General features: G+C 58.7%; 19 protein-coding genes and 1 pseudogene. 12 read left to right on the top strand and 8 right to left on the bottom strand.

Annotated elements, in window-relative coordinates; genetic code table 11:
• The 8 genes from DBR18_RS28300 to DBR18_RS28190 form a co-directional block, all read left to right on the top strand.
• A partial coding sequence (locus DBR18_RS28300; protein ID WP_158275064.1) for a hypothetical protein occupies window positions 1-503 on the top strand: 503 nt, incomplete at its 5' end.
• A gap of 16 nt (window positions 504-519) precedes the next feature.
• Window positions 520-1,134, top strand: coding sequence for a LysE family translocator (locus DBR18_RS25475; protein WP_108592389.1), 615 nt, complete (start codon window positions 520-522; stop codon window positions 1,132-1,134).
• A 1-nt stretch (window position 1,135) separates the two neighbouring features.
• Window positions 1,136-1,528 carry a cupin domain-containing protein gene (locus DBR18_RS25470; RefSeq protein ID WP_108592388.1) on the top strand — a complete coding sequence of 131 codons (393 nt, stop codon included), beginning with the start codon at window positions 1,136-1,138 and terminating at the stop codon, window positions 1,526-1,528.
• Complete coding sequence (locus DBR18_RS25465) at window positions 1,521-2,264, top strand: thioesterase II family protein (RefSeq protein WP_158275063.1); 744 nt, start codon at window positions 1,521-1,523, stop codon at window positions 2,262-2,264. The genes DBR18_RS25470 and DBR18_RS25465 overlap by 8 nt, the downstream gene beginning before the upstream one ends.
• Window positions 2,265-2,285: 21 nt before the next feature.
• Window positions 2,286-2,882, top strand: coding sequence for a LysE family translocator (locus tag DBR18_RS25460; protein ID WP_108592386.1), 597 nt, complete (start codon window positions 2,286-2,288; stop codon window positions 2,880-2,882).
• Entirely contained in the window at window positions 2,879-3,862 is a 984-nt protein-coding gene (locus DBR18_RS25455; protein WP_108592385.1) for a quinone oxidoreductase, read from the top strand. The genes DBR18_RS25460 and DBR18_RS25455 overlap by 4 nt, the downstream gene beginning before the upstream one ends.
• Before the next feature lie 167 nt (window positions 3,863-4,029).
• Window positions 4,030-4,848 carry an AraC family transcriptional regulator gene (locus DBR18_RS25450; RefSeq protein WP_108592384.1) on the top strand — a complete coding sequence of 273 codons (819 nt, stop codon included), beginning with the start codon at window positions 4,030-4,032 and terminating at the stop codon, window positions 4,846-4,848.
• Between the two features lie 307 nt (window positions 4,849-5,155).
• Window positions 5,156-5,350, top strand: a complete 195-nt coding sequence (locus DBR18_RS28190; protein WP_146188796.1) for a hypothetical protein — start codon at window positions 5,156-5,158, stop codon at window positions 5,348-5,350.
• A gap of 236 nt (window positions 5,351-5,586) precedes the next feature.
• Here DBR18_RS28190 and DBR18_RS25445 read toward each other — a convergent pair whose 3' ends face one another.
• Window positions 5,587-6,306 carry a response regulator transcription factor gene (locus DBR18_RS25445; protein WP_108592383.1) on the bottom strand — a complete coding sequence of 240 codons (720 nt, stop codon included), beginning with the start codon at window positions 6,304-6,306 and terminating at the stop codon, window positions 5,587-5,589.
• Window positions 6,307-6,474: 168 nt separating this feature from the next.
• On the opposite strand from DBR18_RS25445, the gene DBR18_RS25440 reads away from it, so the two are divergent.
• Complete coding sequence (locus tag DBR18_RS25440) at window positions 6,475-8,007, top strand: HAMP domain-containing sensor histidine kinase (protein ID WP_108592382.1); 1,533 nt, start codon at window positions 6,475-6,477, stop codon at window positions 8,005-8,007.
• A gap of 168 nt (window positions 8,008-8,175) precedes the next feature.
• On the opposite strand, the gene DBR18_RS25435 is transcribed toward DBR18_RS25440, so the two are convergent.
• The 4 genes from DBR18_RS25435 to glyQ all read right to left on the bottom strand — a co-directional run bounded on the left by DBR18_RS25435 (window position 8,176) and on the right by glyQ (window position 12,586).
• Window positions 8,176-8,955: a 1-acyl-sn-glycerol-3-phosphate acyltransferase gene (locus DBR18_RS25435; RefSeq protein WP_108592381.1), complete on the bottom strand. Its 780-nt coding sequence runs from the start codon at window positions 8,953-8,955 to the stop codon at window positions 8,176-8,178.
• Window positions 8,956-9,037: 82 nt separating this feature from the next.
• Window positions 9,038-9,577, bottom strand: coding sequence for a D-glycero-beta-D-manno-heptose 1,7-bisphosphate 7-phosphatase (gene gmhB / locus DBR18_RS25430; protein WP_177482437.1), 540 nt, complete (start codon window positions 9,575-9,577; stop codon window positions 9,038-9,040).
• A gap of 4 nt (window positions 9,578-9,581) precedes the next feature.
• A complete protein-coding gene (glyS, locus tag DBR18_RS25425) occupies window positions 9,582-11,636 on the bottom strand; it encodes a glycine--tRNA ligase subunit beta (protein WP_108592379.1) in 2,055 nt (684 codons plus the stop codon).
• Window positions 11,633-12,586: a glycine--tRNA ligase subunit alpha gene (gene glyQ, locus DBR18_RS25420; protein WP_003187265.1), complete on the bottom strand. Its 954-nt coding sequence runs from the start codon at window positions 12,584-12,586 to the stop codon at window positions 11,633-11,635. The genes glyS and glyQ overlap by 4 nt, the downstream gene beginning before the upstream one ends.
• An 81-nt stretch (window positions 12,587-12,667) precedes the next feature.
• Between glyQ and tag the strand changes: the two genes are divergently transcribed.
• The 3 genes from tag (at window position 12,668) to DBR18_RS25405 (ending at window position 14,502) form a co-directional block, all read left to right on the top strand.
• Window positions 12,668-13,225, top strand: coding sequence for a DNA-3-methyladenine glycosylase I (gene tag / locus DBR18_RS25415; RefSeq protein WP_108592378.1), 558 nt, complete (start codon window positions 12,668-12,670; stop codon window positions 13,223-13,225).
• 40 nt (window positions 13,226-13,265) lie between these two features.
• Window positions 13,266-14,153, top strand: coding sequence for a lysophospholipid acyltransferase (locus tag DBR18_RS25410; RefSeq protein ID WP_041073613.1), 888 nt, complete (start codon window positions 13,266-13,268; stop codon window positions 14,151-14,153).
• A gap of 109 nt (window positions 14,154-14,262) precedes the next feature.
• Window positions 14,263-14,502, top strand: a complete 240-nt coding sequence (locus DBR18_RS25405) for a pilus assembly protein PilZ (RefSeq protein ID WP_108592377.1) — start codon at window positions 14,263-14,265, stop codon at window positions 14,500-14,502.
• Window position 14,503: 1 nt separating this feature from the next.
• On the opposite strand, the gene DBR18_RS25400 is transcribed toward DBR18_RS25405, so the two are convergent.
• The 3 genes and pseudogenes from DBR18_RS25400 to DBR18_RS25390 all read right to left on the bottom strand — a co-directional run.
• Window positions 14,504-14,818, bottom strand: coding sequence for a tetratricopeptide repeat protein (locus DBR18_RS25400; RefSeq protein WP_027610275.1), 315 nt, complete (start codon window positions 14,816-14,818; stop codon window positions 14,504-14,506).
• Between the two features lie 167 nt (window positions 14,819-14,985).
• Entirely contained in the window at window positions 14,986-16,362 is a 1,377-nt protein-coding gene (gene trkA / locus DBR18_RS25395; RefSeq protein ID WP_003220233.1) for a Trk system potassium transporter TrkA, read from the bottom strand.
• Window positions 16,363-16,384: 22 nt separating this feature from the next.
• Window positions 16,385-16,657, bottom strand: a pseudogene (locus DBR18_RS25390) (16S rRNA (cytosine(967)-C(5))-methyltransferase); the annotation flags it as partial.

The raw sequence follows: 16,657 nt of genomic DNA, 5'->3' as shown, positions 1-16,657 counted from the left end.
GGGTGGATTTCAGCCCGAGCTTTCACGCGGCGGTGACCACGGTTGCGCATCGCCCGGATCATCTGCAAGTCGACGCGGCAATCCAAAAGAAGAATATCGGTGTGCTTGCCGGGCTGATCTTCGATTTGGGTGGATTAGAGGCTTTTGTTCCTTTGACGCTGCTCGAGTCCGTCGAGTATGCCGGTAGCCGTAGTGAAGGCGATCCAGCGGTGGATCTTGCGCTTCTGGTGGGGGAAGAGCCCGAGAAGGTGCTAGTGATCCGCAAGGCCCTGATCGACCAGATCGACAGTTTCCTCAGTGGTTGCCAGAAGCTCTCGGCTCGCCTGGGGGAGAACGGTGCATTGCCACCCGCTCAAGTGACCGCCGCGCTGACCCAAGGCGATCCGGTCTCGGCCTTCCGTACCTTTTACCAATGGCAGAAACAGATGGTCGCCAACGATGAAGTAGTTGACCAGTCTGCCTACACATCGATTCTTTCCACATTTGGCCTCAAATCCGCCTGAAACAGGAGATCACGACATGGAAATTTTTCTGTACGCATTCAGCGTCATGTACAGCCCCGGCCCGGTCAATGTGATGGGCCTGAATGCCGGACTCACCGGACAGTTTCGCCGCACGGTCGGATTCTTCATCGGCGTAGGCTGCGCGATGTTCGCGTTATTCCTCGTTTTTGGTTACACCGGCGAGGCGCTGATTTCTCGCTCCGTACTGCCCTACCTGGCGCTCATCGGCGGGCTTTATACCTTGTACCTGGCGTTCAAGGTCTTCACTTCAAAAGTGGTTCTGCCCGGCAAGACCGAGGAGACGCAGTCGGCGGACAAACCACTGACATTCTGGAACGGCTTTCTGATCCAGGCGTTGAATCCAAAAGGGATGATGGTGGTTCTGCCCATCACGACGGTGATGTTCCCGGCTGCCCATGTCACGGGTGCCAGTATCGCGGTGGTATCCACCATGATCGCACTGGGCGGTGCAGGAGCCCCTGGTATCTATTCGCTGCTGGGCGCTGTTCTGGGCAAGCGCATCACCAAAGAGTCCTACTTCAATTTCTTCAATCGGCTGATGGGTATCGCTCTGGCGATCTGCGCGGCTTTCATGCTCTACGACTTCTACGTTCATGCTCAAGGACTCTGATATGCGCGAGCAACAGCCTGTGATCAATTGGGATAGCGTCCCGCGAGAGCAATTGGGCGACTTGATAGTCCGGCAGATTGTCAGCGGTGATGAGCTGATGATGGTCAAGCTGACGATGAAGGCCGGTGCCGTCGTCAAGCATCACAGCCATCCCAATGAACAGATGACCTATATCCTCAAAGGCAAAATCCGCTTCACACACGGGCTGCAGATGGAACAGAGCACAACATTGTGTGCGGGGGACGTATTGCACTTTCCAGCCAATGTACCGCACGCAGCGGAGTGCCTGGAGGACACGATCGACCTCGATGTGTTTACGCCACCGCGCCGCGACTGGTTGACCGCGAATGGAAACGACTATTTCGAGCGGCCGGTCGAGGCGAACGATGCGTAACCCAACCTCGACCAGATGGCTGCAGAGAACTGTCCAGCCGGCAGCTCACAGTCGATTGCTGTGTTTTCCGTTCGGCGGCGGCAGCGCCTCGTTCTATAGAGACTGGCAAGCAATGCTGGGTCCGAAAGTTGAAGTATGCGCGATTCAACTGCCGGGACGGGAAGCACGTTTTGGCGAGTCGTTCATCACGGATATCAATGATCTTTTGCCGCCATTGGTGCACGCTGCCAGCGACCTGTTCGATCTGCCTTTGCACCTCTTTGGTTACAGCCTGGGTGCTGGCATCGCGCATAAATTCGCGACTTACTGCGATTCTCTCTATCCCAATGCGCGGATAGTTTCGCTTACGGCCTGTGCGAGCTCGGCAGCTCCCGCACATCGATTGCGCTCATCAACCATGAACGATGAGCAGTTCATGGCGTACATCATGGGGCTCGGTGGTCTTCCCGATGAAGTTGCGGCTAACCCGGGTTTGCGTGCGATCGCTCTGAGGACCTTGCGCAGCGACTTCGCGCTTTCTGAAAGCATAAATCTCGCTGACGCTGATCCGGTTTCAATACCGGTTCTCGCGATCGGCGGCGATGCCGACCCTTCTGTGCCGATTTCCGGTCTACAGGCATGGTCTGGCAAGACCACGGGACATTGTTTCCACCAAGTGTTCCCCGGCGATCACTTTTTCGTTCGTCAAAACCTGCCGGAAGTCATGGACAGCCTGCGAGATTTTATCGCCTTGTAATTCGACTGGATCGCCTTTGAAATGGATTTCATTAACGTGTTTCTCAACATCACCACGGGTGCATCGTTGATTCTGATGATGCCTGGCCCTACCAACACCTTGCTGATGACATCCGGTTATACCTGTGGCCCAGCCAAAACGTTGCCGCTGATCGCCACTGAAGCTTTTGGCTACAGCATTGCAATCAGCGCTTGGGGCTTCGTACTCATAGCCTTGTCCGCTCGGTATCCGGGCATCGGTACAGCAGTGAAGATACTGTGCGCGGCTTATCTGGCTTACCTGGCCGTGCGCATTGCCTCAACGAAACTGCTGGCAAGTGAGTCCCGGCGCCCGGCAGTAAGTTCCAGATCGCTGTTGACCGCGACGCTGCTCAACCCCAAGGCGCTACTGTTTGCTTCTGCGGTGTTCCCACGGGAAGTTTATGGAACTGCGGAACTCTACAGCTGGGCACTGCTGTCTTTCGTCCTCATCGTGGTACCGATCGGGCTCGCCTGGGCCTGGCTGGGACAGGTCGTGCGGACAGCTCCAAGTCACGCCATGCAGCTCTGGGTACCCAAGCTGATCGGGCTTTGCCTGCTGTCCTTTTCCATCTACCTGACCTGCTCGGCATTAAAATGAAAACTGACGACGCGATGAGAGTGATCTTTCGTTCCCACGGCTCCCCTTCCGTACTTGAGCACCAGTCGTTAGCGATCAACCCGTTAGGACCGGGGCAGGTAAGAATCCGAAATCACGCGATTGGTGTGAATTTCATCGACACCTATTTTCGTTCCGGCTTGTATCCCCCTCCAGCGTTGCCTTCGGGATTGGGGACCGAGGGGGCTGGCACAGTGATCGAATGCGCAGAGGATGTGACGCAATTCCGGATTGGCGACAGGGTTGCTTACGTTCAATCGTCACTGGGTGCATATGCTACGCAACACTGTGTGGATCAAGGCCGGCTCGTTCACCTGCCAGACGATATCAGTTTCAAAACCGCCGCCGGCGGATTGCTGAAAGGCCTCACAACGATTTGCTTATTCAATCGGGTCAGTCAGCCGAAAAGCGGCGATACGGTTCTTTTTCATGCCGCGGCTGGCGGCGTGGGTCTACTGGCATGCCAGTACGCCAGGCGCAAAGGTATCCGCCTGATCGGAGTCGTCTCAACTGAAGCCAAGGCCGAGTTGGCGCGTTCGGCAGGAGCATGGGCGACGATTCTCGCTACAGACGACGTCGCCGCCCAGACACGGCAGCTAACAGGCGCAAAGGGGGTGAAATTCGTCTACGACTCCGTCGGGCGTGCTACCTGGCAAGCCTCACTGAATGCCACTGCTGCGTGCGGACACCTCATCAGTTTTGGCAACTCATCGGGGCCGGTTGAAAATGTGGCATTGGCGCAGCTGGCACGGGCGGGATCACTTACAGTCAGTCGTCCCATCCTGTTCGACTACATCAGCGATTCTGCGGAATTGCGAAGCTATGCGCAGGAGTTTTTCCAATGCGTGCGAGAAGGGATCAAGGTTCAAGTAGGTGCAACCTTGTCGCTTTCGCAAGCCGAACGAGCACACGAGTTGTTGGAAAGTCGACACACGACTGGATCCATAGTACTCATACCCTAGATGAAAGTTCTGGATTGGAGAGCAGTCAGCTCTTCAAAAAAAGGGAACGCGGTGCTAGCTTCTTGAAAGCTGGGAATGCTTATTATCCTGCCAATTGACAGACGTTAGACCATCTAGCTAAGGATCAGCACTATGTCAGGAATATTCAGAAGCCAGGTGAGTCGGCCATGATTGAGCTTCCATCCCCGAAGGATTGGGTACGACATTCGCCTCACACCTCAAAACTCGAGCGACTGGAAGCATTTTTCAGCGCGCACGGTTTTGACCCGCATCGGCATGACACCTATGCCATTGGCCGGACACTTTCGGGCGTGCAAAGCTTTCGCTATCGAGGGGAGAACCGGAACAGCTTGCCAGGGGAAACCCTCGTCCTGCATCCAGATGAAGAGCACGACGGCCATGCCGGCAGCGATTCGGGTTTTCGTTATCGGATGTTGTATATCACTCCGGAGCTGGCTCAGCAGGTGCTGCACGGTAAACCCTTGCCCTTCCTGAAGGGAGGCATTTCCAATGATCCCCGGTTTGCAGCTGCAACTGACAACATACTTTCTGCGCTGGATGATCCTCTTGATCCGCTGGAGGAAGACGACGCCATCTTTCAACTCTTCACCACGCTGCAGGCCGTATGTGGTGAACGTGCCGCTACCGGTGCCAATTGCTTCACCGCTGCTGACAGAGCGCGTGAGTATATGAACGATAACCTGCAGCAGCCTGTCAGCCTGGACGACCTGGCTGAGTGCACCGGTCGAGACAAGTGGAGCCTGTCCAAAGATTATCGGGTTTATTTCGGCACCAGCCCTCACCGCTATTTGACGATGCGACGTTTGGACCGAGTGAAAGCAGCAATTTTTGCCGGTAAAACGCTAGTGGAAGCTTCGGTGGAGGCAGGCTTTTTTGATCAAAGCCACATGACCAAGCATTTCAAAAAGGCATTTGGAGTATCACCGGCGCGCTGGTGCCGCTCAAGGGATAGAGATTTGATTTAACGGGCGGCGTAAAGACGTAGTTATCTTTGGTAGATAACAATCGGATTAAAAATTACATCTGATACTACGTCGCAGTCCTGGCACCGTTGCCTGTAATGCTGAAGTTAGAAATATGAATTGACCTGCGGATTTCGACAGCCTCAGGTCTTTCAATACGCTTTCTGAAAACATCAATAGTCTAAAAGTTCTTCTACACTTCGGTGATTGCGGAAGGCTTTGCTACATCCGACGAAATCCCTGACTGACCTACCGCTAAACAATCCGGTTCGCCAAGTATCACGATGTTCAACTATTCGCGGAAATTAAGATGCTCAAACTTATCATCCGAGACACCCATAAAAAAAGTGACTACTTCTTTCTTGCATTGGCAATTGGAGTAGGCGGATCAGCGGGTTACGTAGTCTCAGGATTTGCTCCTGTGATCGCCGTACCCTTCACCCTGTTGGCGGTCGTGTTCTTGTATTCCACCTGGCGTCAGCCGAAACGCGTTCAGTCTCATTGATTACGTCATGTCATTCCTGGTTGTTGAAGGATGGAGTTTGAGCCAGTGTCGCGATGGCCCATCCACCCGGCGAGTCCGGCAGGTTTTTCTCATTTGCTTTGTAATCCCCACCGGCGAGCGCACATAGAAGATCGAATTTCTGTCAGCGGTGGCCTTTTTATGGGGCAGAACGAAAGCCTGCGCAGCACCTGCATTGATTACCTGCAGACGCCGCGCTGGCGGCGACCTGTTGATTATCACTCGGACGCTGCCGTGACACTTTCCAATCGATACCCATACCCGTAAATCGTCAACAACTGCCAACCTCGATCCGCCGTCAGCCCCAGTTTGTTACGCAGGCGATAGATGTGCGTATCCAGCGGCCGAGACGATGCCACTTCTTCATGCGGCCAGAAGCGTTCGTATAAATACTCCCGCGATAATGGCCGTCCCAGGTTACTGAACAGGCAGCGCGCCAGGCGGTATTCACGCTCGGTCATGACGACTGCCCTGCCCTCACGGGTGACGCTCAGTTCCGCATCGTCGAACGTCAGATCATTGAAGCTCAGCACGTCGGCGGCGCTACTGCGTTGCTGGCTATGCCGGCGCAGTACGGCGGCGACTCGTGCTTTCAACTCATTGGGGCGGAACGGTTTGCTGACGTAATCGTCGGCACCGGCGTTCAGGGCCTGAACGATGTCGCTTTCGCCATCGCGACTGGTCAACATGATCGCGGCGGGCGGCGATTCCATGTGTTCGCGGGTCCAGCGCAGCAGGGCCAGGCCGGTCAGGTCGGGCAGTTGCCAGTCGAGGATCAGCAGATCGAAGGTGTCCCGACGCAATTGGCGCAGCAGGTCCTCACCCCTTTCAAAGCTGTGCAGCGACCACGGCTGGTCTCCCACCTCAGCCATCTGCTGCAGGGTTTGCTCGACCCGGCGCAGTTCGACGGGTTCATCGTCCAGTATCGCAACGCGCATACGCGTGGGTTCCTTGTTGCTTGGGCAGTGGCCGACAACCATAACGGTCTGGCCTGTGCGGTAAAAGTAAGCCGTCCATCATCGGTCGACGTCCGCTATGATTCTTCGGATCTACGTCTCAGACCTGTGGTCCATGAAACCATTCACTGCCCCCCCCGCCTGTTTGCCATGAATAGTCCGCGTCGGCGTGAAAGCCGCGAGCCGAGTCAGGTTCAGCGCCTGTTTCGGCGTCTGGTGCGCGAGTGGTTGTGGATAAGTCTAGTGCTGTTGCCGCTGACCGCCTTGTTGTCGTATCGCGCCCAGATCAACTTGCACGATCTGACACCGGGTTTAAGCGCATTACTCTCGGTGGTTCTGGTCGCGGGCGTCCTCGGATGGCTACTGTGGCGCCCGCGGTGGGCGATTTGGGTCACTTTGGGTGGTGTGGCCTGCGTGCTGCTGACCAGTGCCGGGCTGGCAGAAATCCGCTACTGGTGGTCACCGACCCCTGCGGCGCTCGGGATGTTGTTCGGTTACCTTATCTGGAACTGGCGGCGCTTGAGCGTAGTGCTGACGTACTTTGGCTGGGAGCTGGCGCGGCTGGACCGCGAACCAAAGGTATTCCCGGAACGGCGCCGCGCGCGATTCACCAGCGCCGACCAGTTGCAGGGCCAGATCATGGCGCTGGAACAAGCCATGAGTCGCACGCGCGATACCCGGCGTTTTATCGCTGACGGACTGGAATACCTGCCGGTGGCGACGCTGATCAGCGATCCCAAGGGGCAGATTCTGCTGGGCAATCGCAAGGCCCGCGTGTTGTTCGATCACCCGTTGGTCGGCGACGATGTGCTCGAGCAACTGGCCCGTCTCGGTTATCCGGAATTATCCACAGAACCGCGTCCCTCGTTATCAGCCCTGACCCTGCTCGAGTTTCGCGATCACAAGGAGCGCAGCCTGCGTCTTGAACGCGCGGCTTTGCTGCCGGTGGACGGCGATACACCCATCGGCTGGCTGCTGAGCCTCACCGACCTGAGTGCCGAACGTGCCGCCGAAGAACAGCGCGGGGTTCTGCTGCGTTTCCTCTCCCACGATTTGCGTGCTCCGCATTCGGCAATCCTCGCCTTGCTTGACGTGCATCGCCATCAAGCCGGGGCGGATTCGCCGTTGTTCGAGCAGATCGAGCGCCAGGTGCGCCGCGCGCTGGAACTGACTGACGGTTTCGTGTTGCTGGCGCGGGCGGAATCCGAGGCTTACCAATTCCAGCCCAGTCTGTTTGCGATGCTGGTGCTGGACGTGCTGGATCAGGCGCTGCCTATCGCCCAGCAGAAAAACATCAAACTGCGTCATGAGATGGACGAGCAATCGCAAGAGCGCCTGATCAACGCCGATCAGGGATTGTTGACCCGCGCGTTGTTCAATCTGCTGGAGAACGCGATCAAGTACAGCCCGGCGGATACCACAATCGCGTTGAGGGTCAGTTGCCAGGCCGATTGGTTATGCTGTGAGTTGACCGATCAGGGTAAAGGCATTGCCGCCGCAGAACTGCCGGACCTGTTCACTCAGTACCGACGCTTTTCATCGGCGCAGGGAATCGATGGCGTCGGTCTGGGGCTGTCGATGGTCAAGGCGGTGGTCGATCATCATGGTGGCAGCATCGAATGTCATAGCATCGTCAATCAGGGCACGACGTTCAGGCTCCGGCTACCGCTGATTGCGGAGTGAACAGGCACAAAAAAACCGGCTATATGAGCCGGTTTTTTTACTTCCGAAAAAAACTTATGCACCTTTTACGGTGTTTTATGAGCTTGAGAAATATATAAGTAAATCAATCGGTTACTTTCAATATTCAGGCTTTTTCAACAAAACCGTACACAGGTTATCCACAAAATCTCAGACAGCCACCTGATCATTCGCGGCAGGTGCCTGCGGTGCTGGTGGCAGCGAACCCATTTCGCGCTGAGTCTGCTCGTTCCATGCTTGTACCCGGTCATTCAGCTCGGCGATGGCGCGCGGGCCAGTGCCTTCGGCATACATTGGCTCGCCGATGACTACGGTGATCACGCCCGGCGTCTTGCCCCAGCCGATTTTTGGCCAGAATTTGCCGGCATTGTGTGCAATCGGCAGTACCGGAAGCGCCGCATTCACCGCCAACGCGCTGCCACTGCGGGAGAACTTGCCAATGGTGCCGTGAGGAACGCGGGTGCCTTCAGGGAAGATCAAGACCCAGACGTTGTCCTTGAGCAACTCATCGCCTTTGGCCGCCACTTGCTTGAGCGCGGCTTTCGGGTTGTCGCGGTCAATCGCGATTGGCCGCAGCATGGCCATGGCCCAGCCGAAAAACGGCACGTACAGCAATTCACGCTTGAGCACCTGACTCAAGGGCGAGAAATAAGCGGAGAGAAAGAATGTCTCCCAGGTGCTCTGGTGATTCGACTGAATCACGCAGGGCCGGTCCGGCACGTTTTCCGCGCCTTTGACTTCGTAACGAATGCCGAGAAACACCTTGGTCAACCACAAGGCGCAACGGCACCAGTACACGTTGATGAAACGATAACGCGCCTTGAACGGCAGAAAGGGCGCGATAAAAAAGCTCAGGCTGCACCACAGCAAGGCAGTGGTGCCCAGCAGCAGGTAAAAGAGAAAAATTCTGATGGCCTGCAGTATCGACATGGCGACGTTTACCGTTACGGGCAATGCCCGACTGTTCAAGCGCACTCCCGATCAATCCCTGGTCAGGAACTTCAGAAGCACTCTAGTTGTGGATAAATTCTGCGGCAATCGCCGCCAGATCGTCAAAAATCAGGGTACCGACCGGAAGGGTCTTGCCCAGAGTTTTTTCGCCTTTCCCGGTCTTTACCAAAACGGGCTGTGAATCGACGGCTTTGGCGGCCTCCAGGTCACCAAGACTGTCGCCGACGAACCAGACATTCGTCAGCGCGACGTTGTAATGCTGCGCGATGGTTTTCAACATCCCCGGTTTCGGCTTGCGGCAGTCGCAACCCTCGTCCGGCCCATGCGGGCAGTACACGATCAGCCCGACTTCACCGCCCTGCTCCGCCACCAGCGTGCGCAGGCGCGCGTGCATGGCGTCGAGGGTGGCGAGGTCGTAATAGCCGCGAGCAATGCCCGACTGGTTGGTGGCGACCGCCACCGTCCAGCCGGCCTTGCTCAACTGCGCAATCGCCTCGATCGAGCCCGGCAGCGGAATCCACTCCTCCACCGACTTGATGTAAGCGTCGGAGTCGTAATTGATCACTCCGTCCCGATCGAGTATCAGCAGTTTCAACAGCAGTCCCTCAACCCAGCAGCGAAATGTCGGCAACCCCGAGGAACAGGCCACGCAGACGCGCCAGCAGCGCGTAGCGGTTGGCCCGCACATTGGCGTCTTCGGCATTGACCATCACCGCGTCGAAGAACGCGTCCACCGGCTCGCGCAATGCCGCCAGGCGCGCCAGCGATTCGTTGTACTGACGCGCCGCTGCCATTGGCTGCACCGCCTGATCCGCTTGCTGGATCGCCGAGTACAGCGAGAACTCGTTGGCATTGTCAAAATATTTGGCCTGGACGTCGGTCGGCACCGAGCCTTCAACCTTGCTCAGCAGGTTCGACACACGCTTGTTCACTGCCGCCAGCGCTGCCGCTTCCGGCAATTTACGGAAGGCCTGCACCGCTTGCACGCGCTGGTCGAAGTCCAGCGCCGAACCCGGCTTCAGGGCACGAACCGACAGATAAGTGGCGACATCGACGCCTTCGTCTTCGTAACGCGCACGCAGGCGGTCGAAGATGAATTCCAGTACCGAATCGTTCAGACCGGCAGCCTTGACCTTGGCACCGAACGCCGTCACGGCGAAAGCCACGGCGTCGTTCAGATCCAGATCCAGTTGTTTCTCGATCAGGATACGCAGCACACCCAGTGCCGCACGGCGCAGGGCATACGGGTCCTTGCTGCCGGTCGGCAGCATGCCGATACCGAAGATACCGACCAGGGTGTCGAGCTTGTCGGCGATCGCAACGGCTGCACCGGTCAGGGTCGCCGGCAGTTCAGCACCGGCACCGCGTGGCATGTACTGCTCGTTCAGCGCCAGCGCAACGTCTTCCGGCTCGCCGTCATTGAGGGCGTAGTAGTAGCCGGCGACACCTTGCATCTCCGGGAACTCGCCGACCATTTCGGTCGCCAGGTCACACTTCGACAGCAGGCCGGCGCGGGCCGCCCACGAAGCGTTGCCGCCAATGCGTGCGGCGATGTATGCGGCCAGTCTGGAAACGCGCTCGGCCTTGTCGTAGACGCTGCCGAGTTTTTCCTGGAACACCACGTTCTGCAGGCGCAGGTTGAAGTCTTCGAGTTTCTGCTTCTTGTCTTGCTTGAAGAAGAACTCGGCGTCGGTCAGGCGTGGGCGAACCACTTTCTCGTTACCGGCGATGATCTGCTGCGGGTCTTTGGATTCGATGTTGGCGACGGTGATGAACCGTGGCAGCAACTTGCCGTCGGCGTCCAGCAGGCAGAAGTACTTCTGGTTGTCCTGCATGGTGGTGATCAGCGCTTCCTGCGGCACGTCGAGGAAACGTTCCTCGAACGAGCACACCAGTGGCACCGGCCATTCAACCAGTGCGGTCACTTCATCGAGCAGCGCCGGCGGCACGATCGCCGTGCCCTCCTGACGGGTCGCCAGTTCTTCGGTGCGCTTGCTGATGATCTCGCGACGCTCGTTGGCATCGGCCAGAACATAGGCAGCACGCAGGTCGGCCAGGTAGCTGGCCGGCGAACCGATGCGCACGCTTTCCGGGTGGTGGAAGCGGTGACCACGGGAGTCACGACCGGCCTTCTGCGCAAGGATGGTGCAGTCGATGACCTGGTCACCGAGCAGCATCACCAGCCACTGGGTCGGACGCACGAACTCTTCCTTGCGCGCACCCCAACGCATGCGTTTCGGGATCGGCAGGTCGTTCAGCGAATCTTCGACGATGGTCGGCAGCAGGCTCGCGGTCGGCTTGCCGGCGATGTTCTGGCTGTAGCGCAGTTTCGGACCGCTCTGGTCGATTTCGCTCAGCTCGACGCCGCACTTCTTGGCGAAGCCCAGGGCTGCCTGGGTCGGGTTGCCTTCGGCATCGAAGGCAGCCTGACGCGGCGGGCCGTCGAGGTTGATGCTGCGATCCGGCTGCTGGGTGGCCAGCGCGGTGATCAGCACGGCCAGACGACGCGGCGCGGCATAGACGGTTTTGCTTTCGTAGCTCAGGCCGGCAGCTTGCAGGCCCTTGTCGATACCGGCGAGGAACGCTTCAGCCAGGGTGTTCAGGGCTTTTGGCGGCAGTTCTTCGGTGCCCAGTTCAACCAGAAAATCTTGCGCACTCATTGTGCAGCCTCCAGCTTGGCCAGTACTTCGTCACGCAGGTCCGGGGTCGCCATCGGGAAGCCCAGCTTGGCGCGAGCCAGCAGGTAGGCTTGCGCAACGGAACGCGCCAGGGTGCGTACGCGCAGAATGTATTGCTGACGCGCGGTCACCGAGATCGCCCGGCGCGCATCCAGCAGGTTGAAGGTGTGCGAGGCCTTCAACACCATTTCGTAGCTTGGCAACGGCAGCGGCTGGTCGAGTTCGATCAGGCGCTTGGCTTCGCTTTCATAGAAGTCGAACAGTTCGAACAGTTTGTCGACGTTGGCGTGTTCGAAGTTGTAGGTGGACTGCTCCACCTCGTTCTGGTGGAACACGTCGCCGTAGGTCACCTTGCCGAACGGGCCGTCAGCCCACACCAGGTCGTAGACCGAATCCACACCCTGCAGGTACATGGCCAGACGCTCCAGACCGTATGTGATCTCGCCGGTCACCGGGTAGCACTCGATGCCGCCAGCCTGCTGGAAGTAGGTGAACTGAGTCACTTCCATGCCGTTGAGCCAGACTTCCCAGCCCAGACCCCAGGCGCCGAGGGTCGGCGATTCCCAGTTGTCTTCGACGAAGCGGATGTCGTGGACCAGCGGGTCCAGGCCGACATGCTTGAGCGAGCCCAGGTACAGTTCCTGGAAGTTGTCCGGGTTCGGCTTCAGCACGACCTGGAACTGATAGTAGTGCTGCAGACGGTTCGGGTTTTCCCCGTAGCGGCCGTCAGTCGGACGGCGGCTTGGCTGCACGTACGCGGCGTTCCAGGTTTCCGGGCCGATGGCGCGCAGGAATGTCGCGGTGTGGAAAGTGCCGGCGCCTACTTCCATATCGTAGGGCTGAAGTACCACACAACCTTGCTCGGCCCAGTATTGCTGGAGCGCGAGGATCAAGTCTTGGAAGGTACGCACGGCTGGCGTAGGCTGGCTCACGAAATTCACCTGTTTCTTGGGCTGCGATTTAAAGAGCGGGAGTATACCCGATTCAGTCGCACCTCCACCCCCTGGAGCCTTATGCCACGCTGCTTTTGGTGTACCGAAGATCCGCTGTACATGGCTTATCACGATCAGGAGTGGGGCACGCCGCTACGCGATGCGCAGGGTTTGTTCGAGTTGCTTTTGCTCGAAGGGTTCCAGGCCGGGCTGTCGTGGATCACCGTGCTGCGCAAGCGCGAGCGCTACCGCGAGGTGTTGTATGGCTTTGACGTGCAGCGTGTGGCACAGATGAGCGACGCGGAAATCGCCGAACTGATGCTCGATCCCGGCATCATTCGCAACCGCCTCAAACTCAATGCCGCCCGGCGCAATGCCCAGGCCTGGCTGGCGCTGGAGGACCCGGTGGCGTTCCTCTGGTCGTTCGTCGGCGGCCAACCGATCATCAATCATTTCAAGGACCGCAGCGAGGTTCCGGCGATCACCTCCGAAGCGCTGGCGATGAGCAAGGCCCTGAAAAAGGCCGGTTTCACCTTCGTCGGCCCGACCATTTGCTACGCACTGATGCAGGCCTCGGGCATGGTCATGGATCACACCCAGGACTGTGACCGCTACGCGCAGCTCGCCAACGGCGGTTAGAATGGCCGCCTCGCGCACCGCACAACATCAGGAGTGACCTGTGGAAAAGTTTAAAGGCGCCTTGCTGGTAGGCGCTCTGCGGCTGTTTGCCCTGCTGCCATGGCGGGCCGTGCAGGCCGTGGGTTCGGCGATCGGCTGGATCATGTGGAAAACCCCCAACCGCTCCCGCGACGTGGTGCGGATCAACCTTTCCAAATGTTTTCCACAGATGGACCCGGCCGAACGTGAGCGTCTGGTCGGTCAGAGCCTGAAAGATATCGGCAAATCCCTCACCGAAAGCGCCTGCGCGTGGATCTGGCCGGCGCAGCGCTCCATCGATCTGGTGCGCGAAGTCGAAGGCCTCGACATCCTCAAGGAGGCGCTGGCCTCGGGCAAAGGCGTGGTCGGCATCACCAGTCACTTGGGCAACTGGGAAGTGCTCAACCACTTCTATTGCAGCCAGTGCAAACCGATCATTTTCTACCGCCCGCCGAAGCTCAAGGCGGTGGATGAATTGCTGCGCAAGCAACGCGTGCAACTGGGCAACAAAGTCGCTGCTTCCACCAAGGAAGGCATCCTCAGTGTCATCAAAGAAGTGCGCAAAGGTGGTGCAGTGGGCATTCCCGCTGACCCGGAACCGGCCGAATCCGCCGGGATTTTCGTGCCGTTCTTCGCCACTCAGGCACTGACCAGCAAATTCGTGCCGAACATGCTCGCCGGCGGCAAAGCGGTCGGCGTGTTCCTGCATGCCCTGCGCCTGCCGGACGGTTCCGGCTACAAAGTGATCCTCGAAGCTGCGCCCGAAGCCATGTACAGCACCGATACCGAGGAATCCTGCGCGGCCATGAGCAAAGTGGTTGAACGCTACGTTGCCGCCTATCCAAGCCAATACATGTGGAGCATGAAGCGCTTCAAGAAACGTCCACCGGGCGAAGCGCGCTGGTACTGAGCAAGTTGGCACACTCTGTGGATAACCCGTAGGAGCTGCCGCAGGCTGCGATCTTTTGATTTGCTCCTGCGGCTTATCCACAACCTCGTTCACTCAAGGGCGCACAAAGATGTCCGAACAACGCAAATCCTTCCGCATCAAGATCACCCACGACAGCTTTGGCGAATGCCTGGGCCAGACGCGCAATCTGACGCCCACCGGGGTCTATGTGCAGCATCCGCGCCTGGCGTCATTGCCCAAGGGCGCGGTGGTTTATGGCCAGGTGCAGGATTTACCCACAGGCGCGCCACGGGTGCGGATGGAAGTGGTGACGGTGGACGCCGAGGGCATCGGCCTGCGTTATCTCTAGCTTATTGCGCCTGACGGTCGAGTTTCTTCAGAAACACCGTCATTTCCTTTTCAGCCTGCTTGTCGCCATGGGCGCGGGCAGCCTCCAGTCCCTGTTCCCACGCCTGCCGCGCGGCGGCGTGATCGCCCAACGCCAGTTGCGCCTTGCCCAATAGCTTCCACGCCGCCGAGTACTTCGGATCGAAGCCGACACAGCGCTGGAAATGCTCGGCGGCCTTGGCGTTCTCCCCCAGATCCAGATAACCCTTGCCCAGGCCGAAGCGCAGCAAGGAGTTATCCACACCCTTGGCGAGCATTTTTTCCAGGGATTCGAGCATCGGTGGAGTCCTTTTCTAGTGCGTCAGAAAGATCTGCGGTGCCTCCATCGCTGGCAAGCCAGCTCCCACAAGGACCTCGGGGGCACATCACATTTGTGAACAACCGAAAAACCTGTGGGAGCTGGCTTGCCAGCGATGGGGCCAATGAAGGCACCGCTCATTCAGGATCAGAAGAAGCTGAGACCCACATGAAACAGCTTCTCCACATCGCGAATATGCTTTTTATCCACAAGGAACAGAATCACATGGTCGCCGGTTTCGATCACCGTGTCGTCGTGGGCGATGATCACTTCTTCGTTGCGGATGATCGCGCCAATCGTGCTGCCCGGTGGCAGGCCGATTTTCTCGATCGGCCGGCCGATGACCTTGCTCGACTTCGCATCACCGTGGGCAATCGCCTCGATGGCCTCCGCCGCGCCCCGGCGCAGTGAGTGCACGCTGACGATATCGCCACGCCGTACGTGGGCAAGCAAGGTGCCGATGGTCGCCAGTTGCGGGCTGATGGCGATGTCGATGTCGCCGCCCTGAATCAGGTCGACGTACGCCGGATTGTTGATGATCGTCATCACCTTCTTCGCGCCCAAGCGTTTGGCCAGCAGCGACGACATGATGTTGGCTTCGTCGTCGTTGGTCAGCGCAAGGAAGATATCGGCGTCGGCGATGTTCTCTTCCAGCAGCAGATCACGGTCCGATGCGCTGCCCTGCAGCACCACGGTGCTGTCGAGGGTGTCGGAGAGATAGCGGCAGCGCGCCGGGTTCATCTCGATGATCTTTACCTGATAACGGCTTTCGATGGCCTCCGCCAGACGCTCGCCGATCTGCCCGCCACCGGCGATGACGATGCGTTTGTAGGTTTCATCCAGACGGCGCATTTCGCTCATCACCGCGCGAATATTCTCACGGGCGGCGATGAAGAAGACTTCGTCGTCAGCCTCGATCACCGTATCGCCCTGCGGGAGAATCGGCCGGTCGCGGCGAAAGATCGCGGCGACGCGGGTTTCGACATTCGGCATGTGCTCGCGCAACTGGCGCAGTTGTTGGCCCACCAGCGGCCCGCCGTAATAGGCGCGCACCGCCACCAGTTGCGCCTGGCCTTCGGCGAAGTCGATCACTTGCAGCGCGCCCGGATGCTGGATCAGGCGCTTGATGTAGTTGGTCACCACTTGCTCGGGGCTGATCAGCACGTCGACCGGAATCGCTTCGTTCTGAAACAGCTGTTCCTCGCGATTGAGGTAGGACGCTTCGCGCACCCGGGCGATTTTGGTCGGGGTGTGGAACAGGGTGTGCGCGACCTGGCAGGCGACCATGTTGGTCTCGTCGCTGTTGGTCACCGCCACCAGCATGTCGGCATCGTCGGCGCCGGCCTGACGCAGCACCGACGGCAGCGAGCCGCGGCCCTGAATGGTGCGGATGTCGAGACGGTCGCCGAGGTCGCGCAGGCGTTCGCCGTCGGTGTCGACCACGGTGATGTCGTTGGCTTCGCTCGCCAGGTGTTCAGCCAGCGAACCGCCGACCTGCCCCGCACCGAGGATGATGATTTTCATCCAGTCACTCCATTGAATCCGTTTAGCCGCGCGCGGCAGCGATCTTGATCAGCTTGGCGTAGTAGAACCCGTCATGCCCGCCCTGCTGGGCCAGCAATTGGCGACCGTGAGGCTGTTTGATCCCGGCGGTGGTCGCCAGATCCAGTTCGCGGGCACCGGGCGTGCGCTCAAGAAACGCGGCGATGACTTCGGTGTTCTCGGTCGGCAGCGTCGAGCAGGTGGCGTAAAGCAGGATGCCGCCGACTTCGAGGGTTTTCCACAGGGCGTCGAGCAGTTCGCCTTGCAGTTGCGCGAG

The sequence above is a fragment of the Pseudomonas sp. HMWF021 genome, from assembly GCF_003061005.1.
In the GTDB taxonomy this organism is placed as follows: Bacteria; Pseudomonadota; Gammaproteobacteria; order Pseudomonadales; family Pseudomonadaceae; genus Aquipseudomonas.
Note: the sequence above shows the minus strand (reverse complement) of the source record. Positions and strands in the feature narration are given on the sequence as shown.

Excerpts from the sequence above, each read along its gene's own strand:
- DBR18_RS25475 (WP_108592389.1), top strand. The coding sequence starts at position 520 with ATGGAAATTTTTCTGTACGCATTCAGCGTCATGTACAGCCCCGGCCCG.
- DBR18_RS25470 (WP_108592388.1), top strand. The coding sequence starts at position 1,136 with ATGCGCGAGCAACAGCCTGTGATCAATTGGGATAGCGTCCCGCGAGAG.
- DBR18_RS25465 (WP_158275063.1), top strand. The coding sequence starts at position 1,521 with ATGCGTAACCCAACCTCGACCAGATGGCTGCAGAGAACTGTCCAGCCG.
- DBR18_RS25460 (WP_108592386.1), top strand. The coding sequence starts at position 2,286 with ATGGATTTCATTAACGTGTTTCTCAACATCACCACGGGTGCATCGTTG.
- DBR18_RS25455 (WP_108592385.1), top strand. The coding sequence starts at position 2,879 with ATGAAAACTGACGACGCGATGAGAGTGATCTTTCGTTCCCACGGCTCC.
- DBR18_RS25450 (WP_108592384.1), top strand. The coding sequence starts at position 4,030 with ATGATTGAGCTTCCATCCCCGAAGGATTGGGTACGACATTCGCCTCAC.
- DBR18_RS28190 (WP_146188796.1), top strand. The coding sequence starts at position 5,156 with ATGCTCAAACTTATCATCCGAGACACCCATAAAAAAAGTGACTACTTC.
- DBR18_RS25445 (WP_108592383.1), bottom strand. The coding sequence starts at position 6,306 with ATGCGCGTTGCGATACTGGACGATGAACCCGTCGAACTGCGCCGGGTC.
- DBR18_RS25440 (WP_108592382.1), top strand. The coding sequence starts at position 6,475 with ATGAATAGTCCGCGTCGGCGTGAAAGCCGCGAGCCGAGTCAGGTTCAG.
- DBR18_RS25435 (WP_108592381.1), bottom strand. The coding sequence starts at position 8,955 with ATGTCGATACTGCAGGCCATCAGAATTTTTCTCTTTTACCTGCTGCTG.
- glyS (WP_108592379.1), bottom strand. The coding sequence starts at position 11,636 with ATGAGTGCGCAAGATTTTCTGGTTGAACTGGGCACCGAAGAACTGCCG.
- tag (WP_108592378.1), top strand. The coding sequence starts at position 12,668 with ATGCCACGCTGCTTTTGGTGTACCGAAGATCCGCTGTACATGGCTTAT.
- DBR18_RS25405 (WP_108592377.1), top strand. The coding sequence starts at position 14,263 with ATGTCCGAACAACGCAAATCCTTCCGCATCAAGATCACCCACGACAGC.
- DBR18_RS25400 (WP_027610275.1), bottom strand. The coding sequence starts at position 14,818 with ATGCTCGAATCCCTGGAAAAAATGCTCGCCAAGGGTGTGGATAACTCC.
- trkA (WP_003220233.1), bottom strand. The coding sequence starts at position 16,362 with ATGAAAATCATCATCCTCGGTGCGGGGCAGGTCGGCGGTTCGCTGGCT.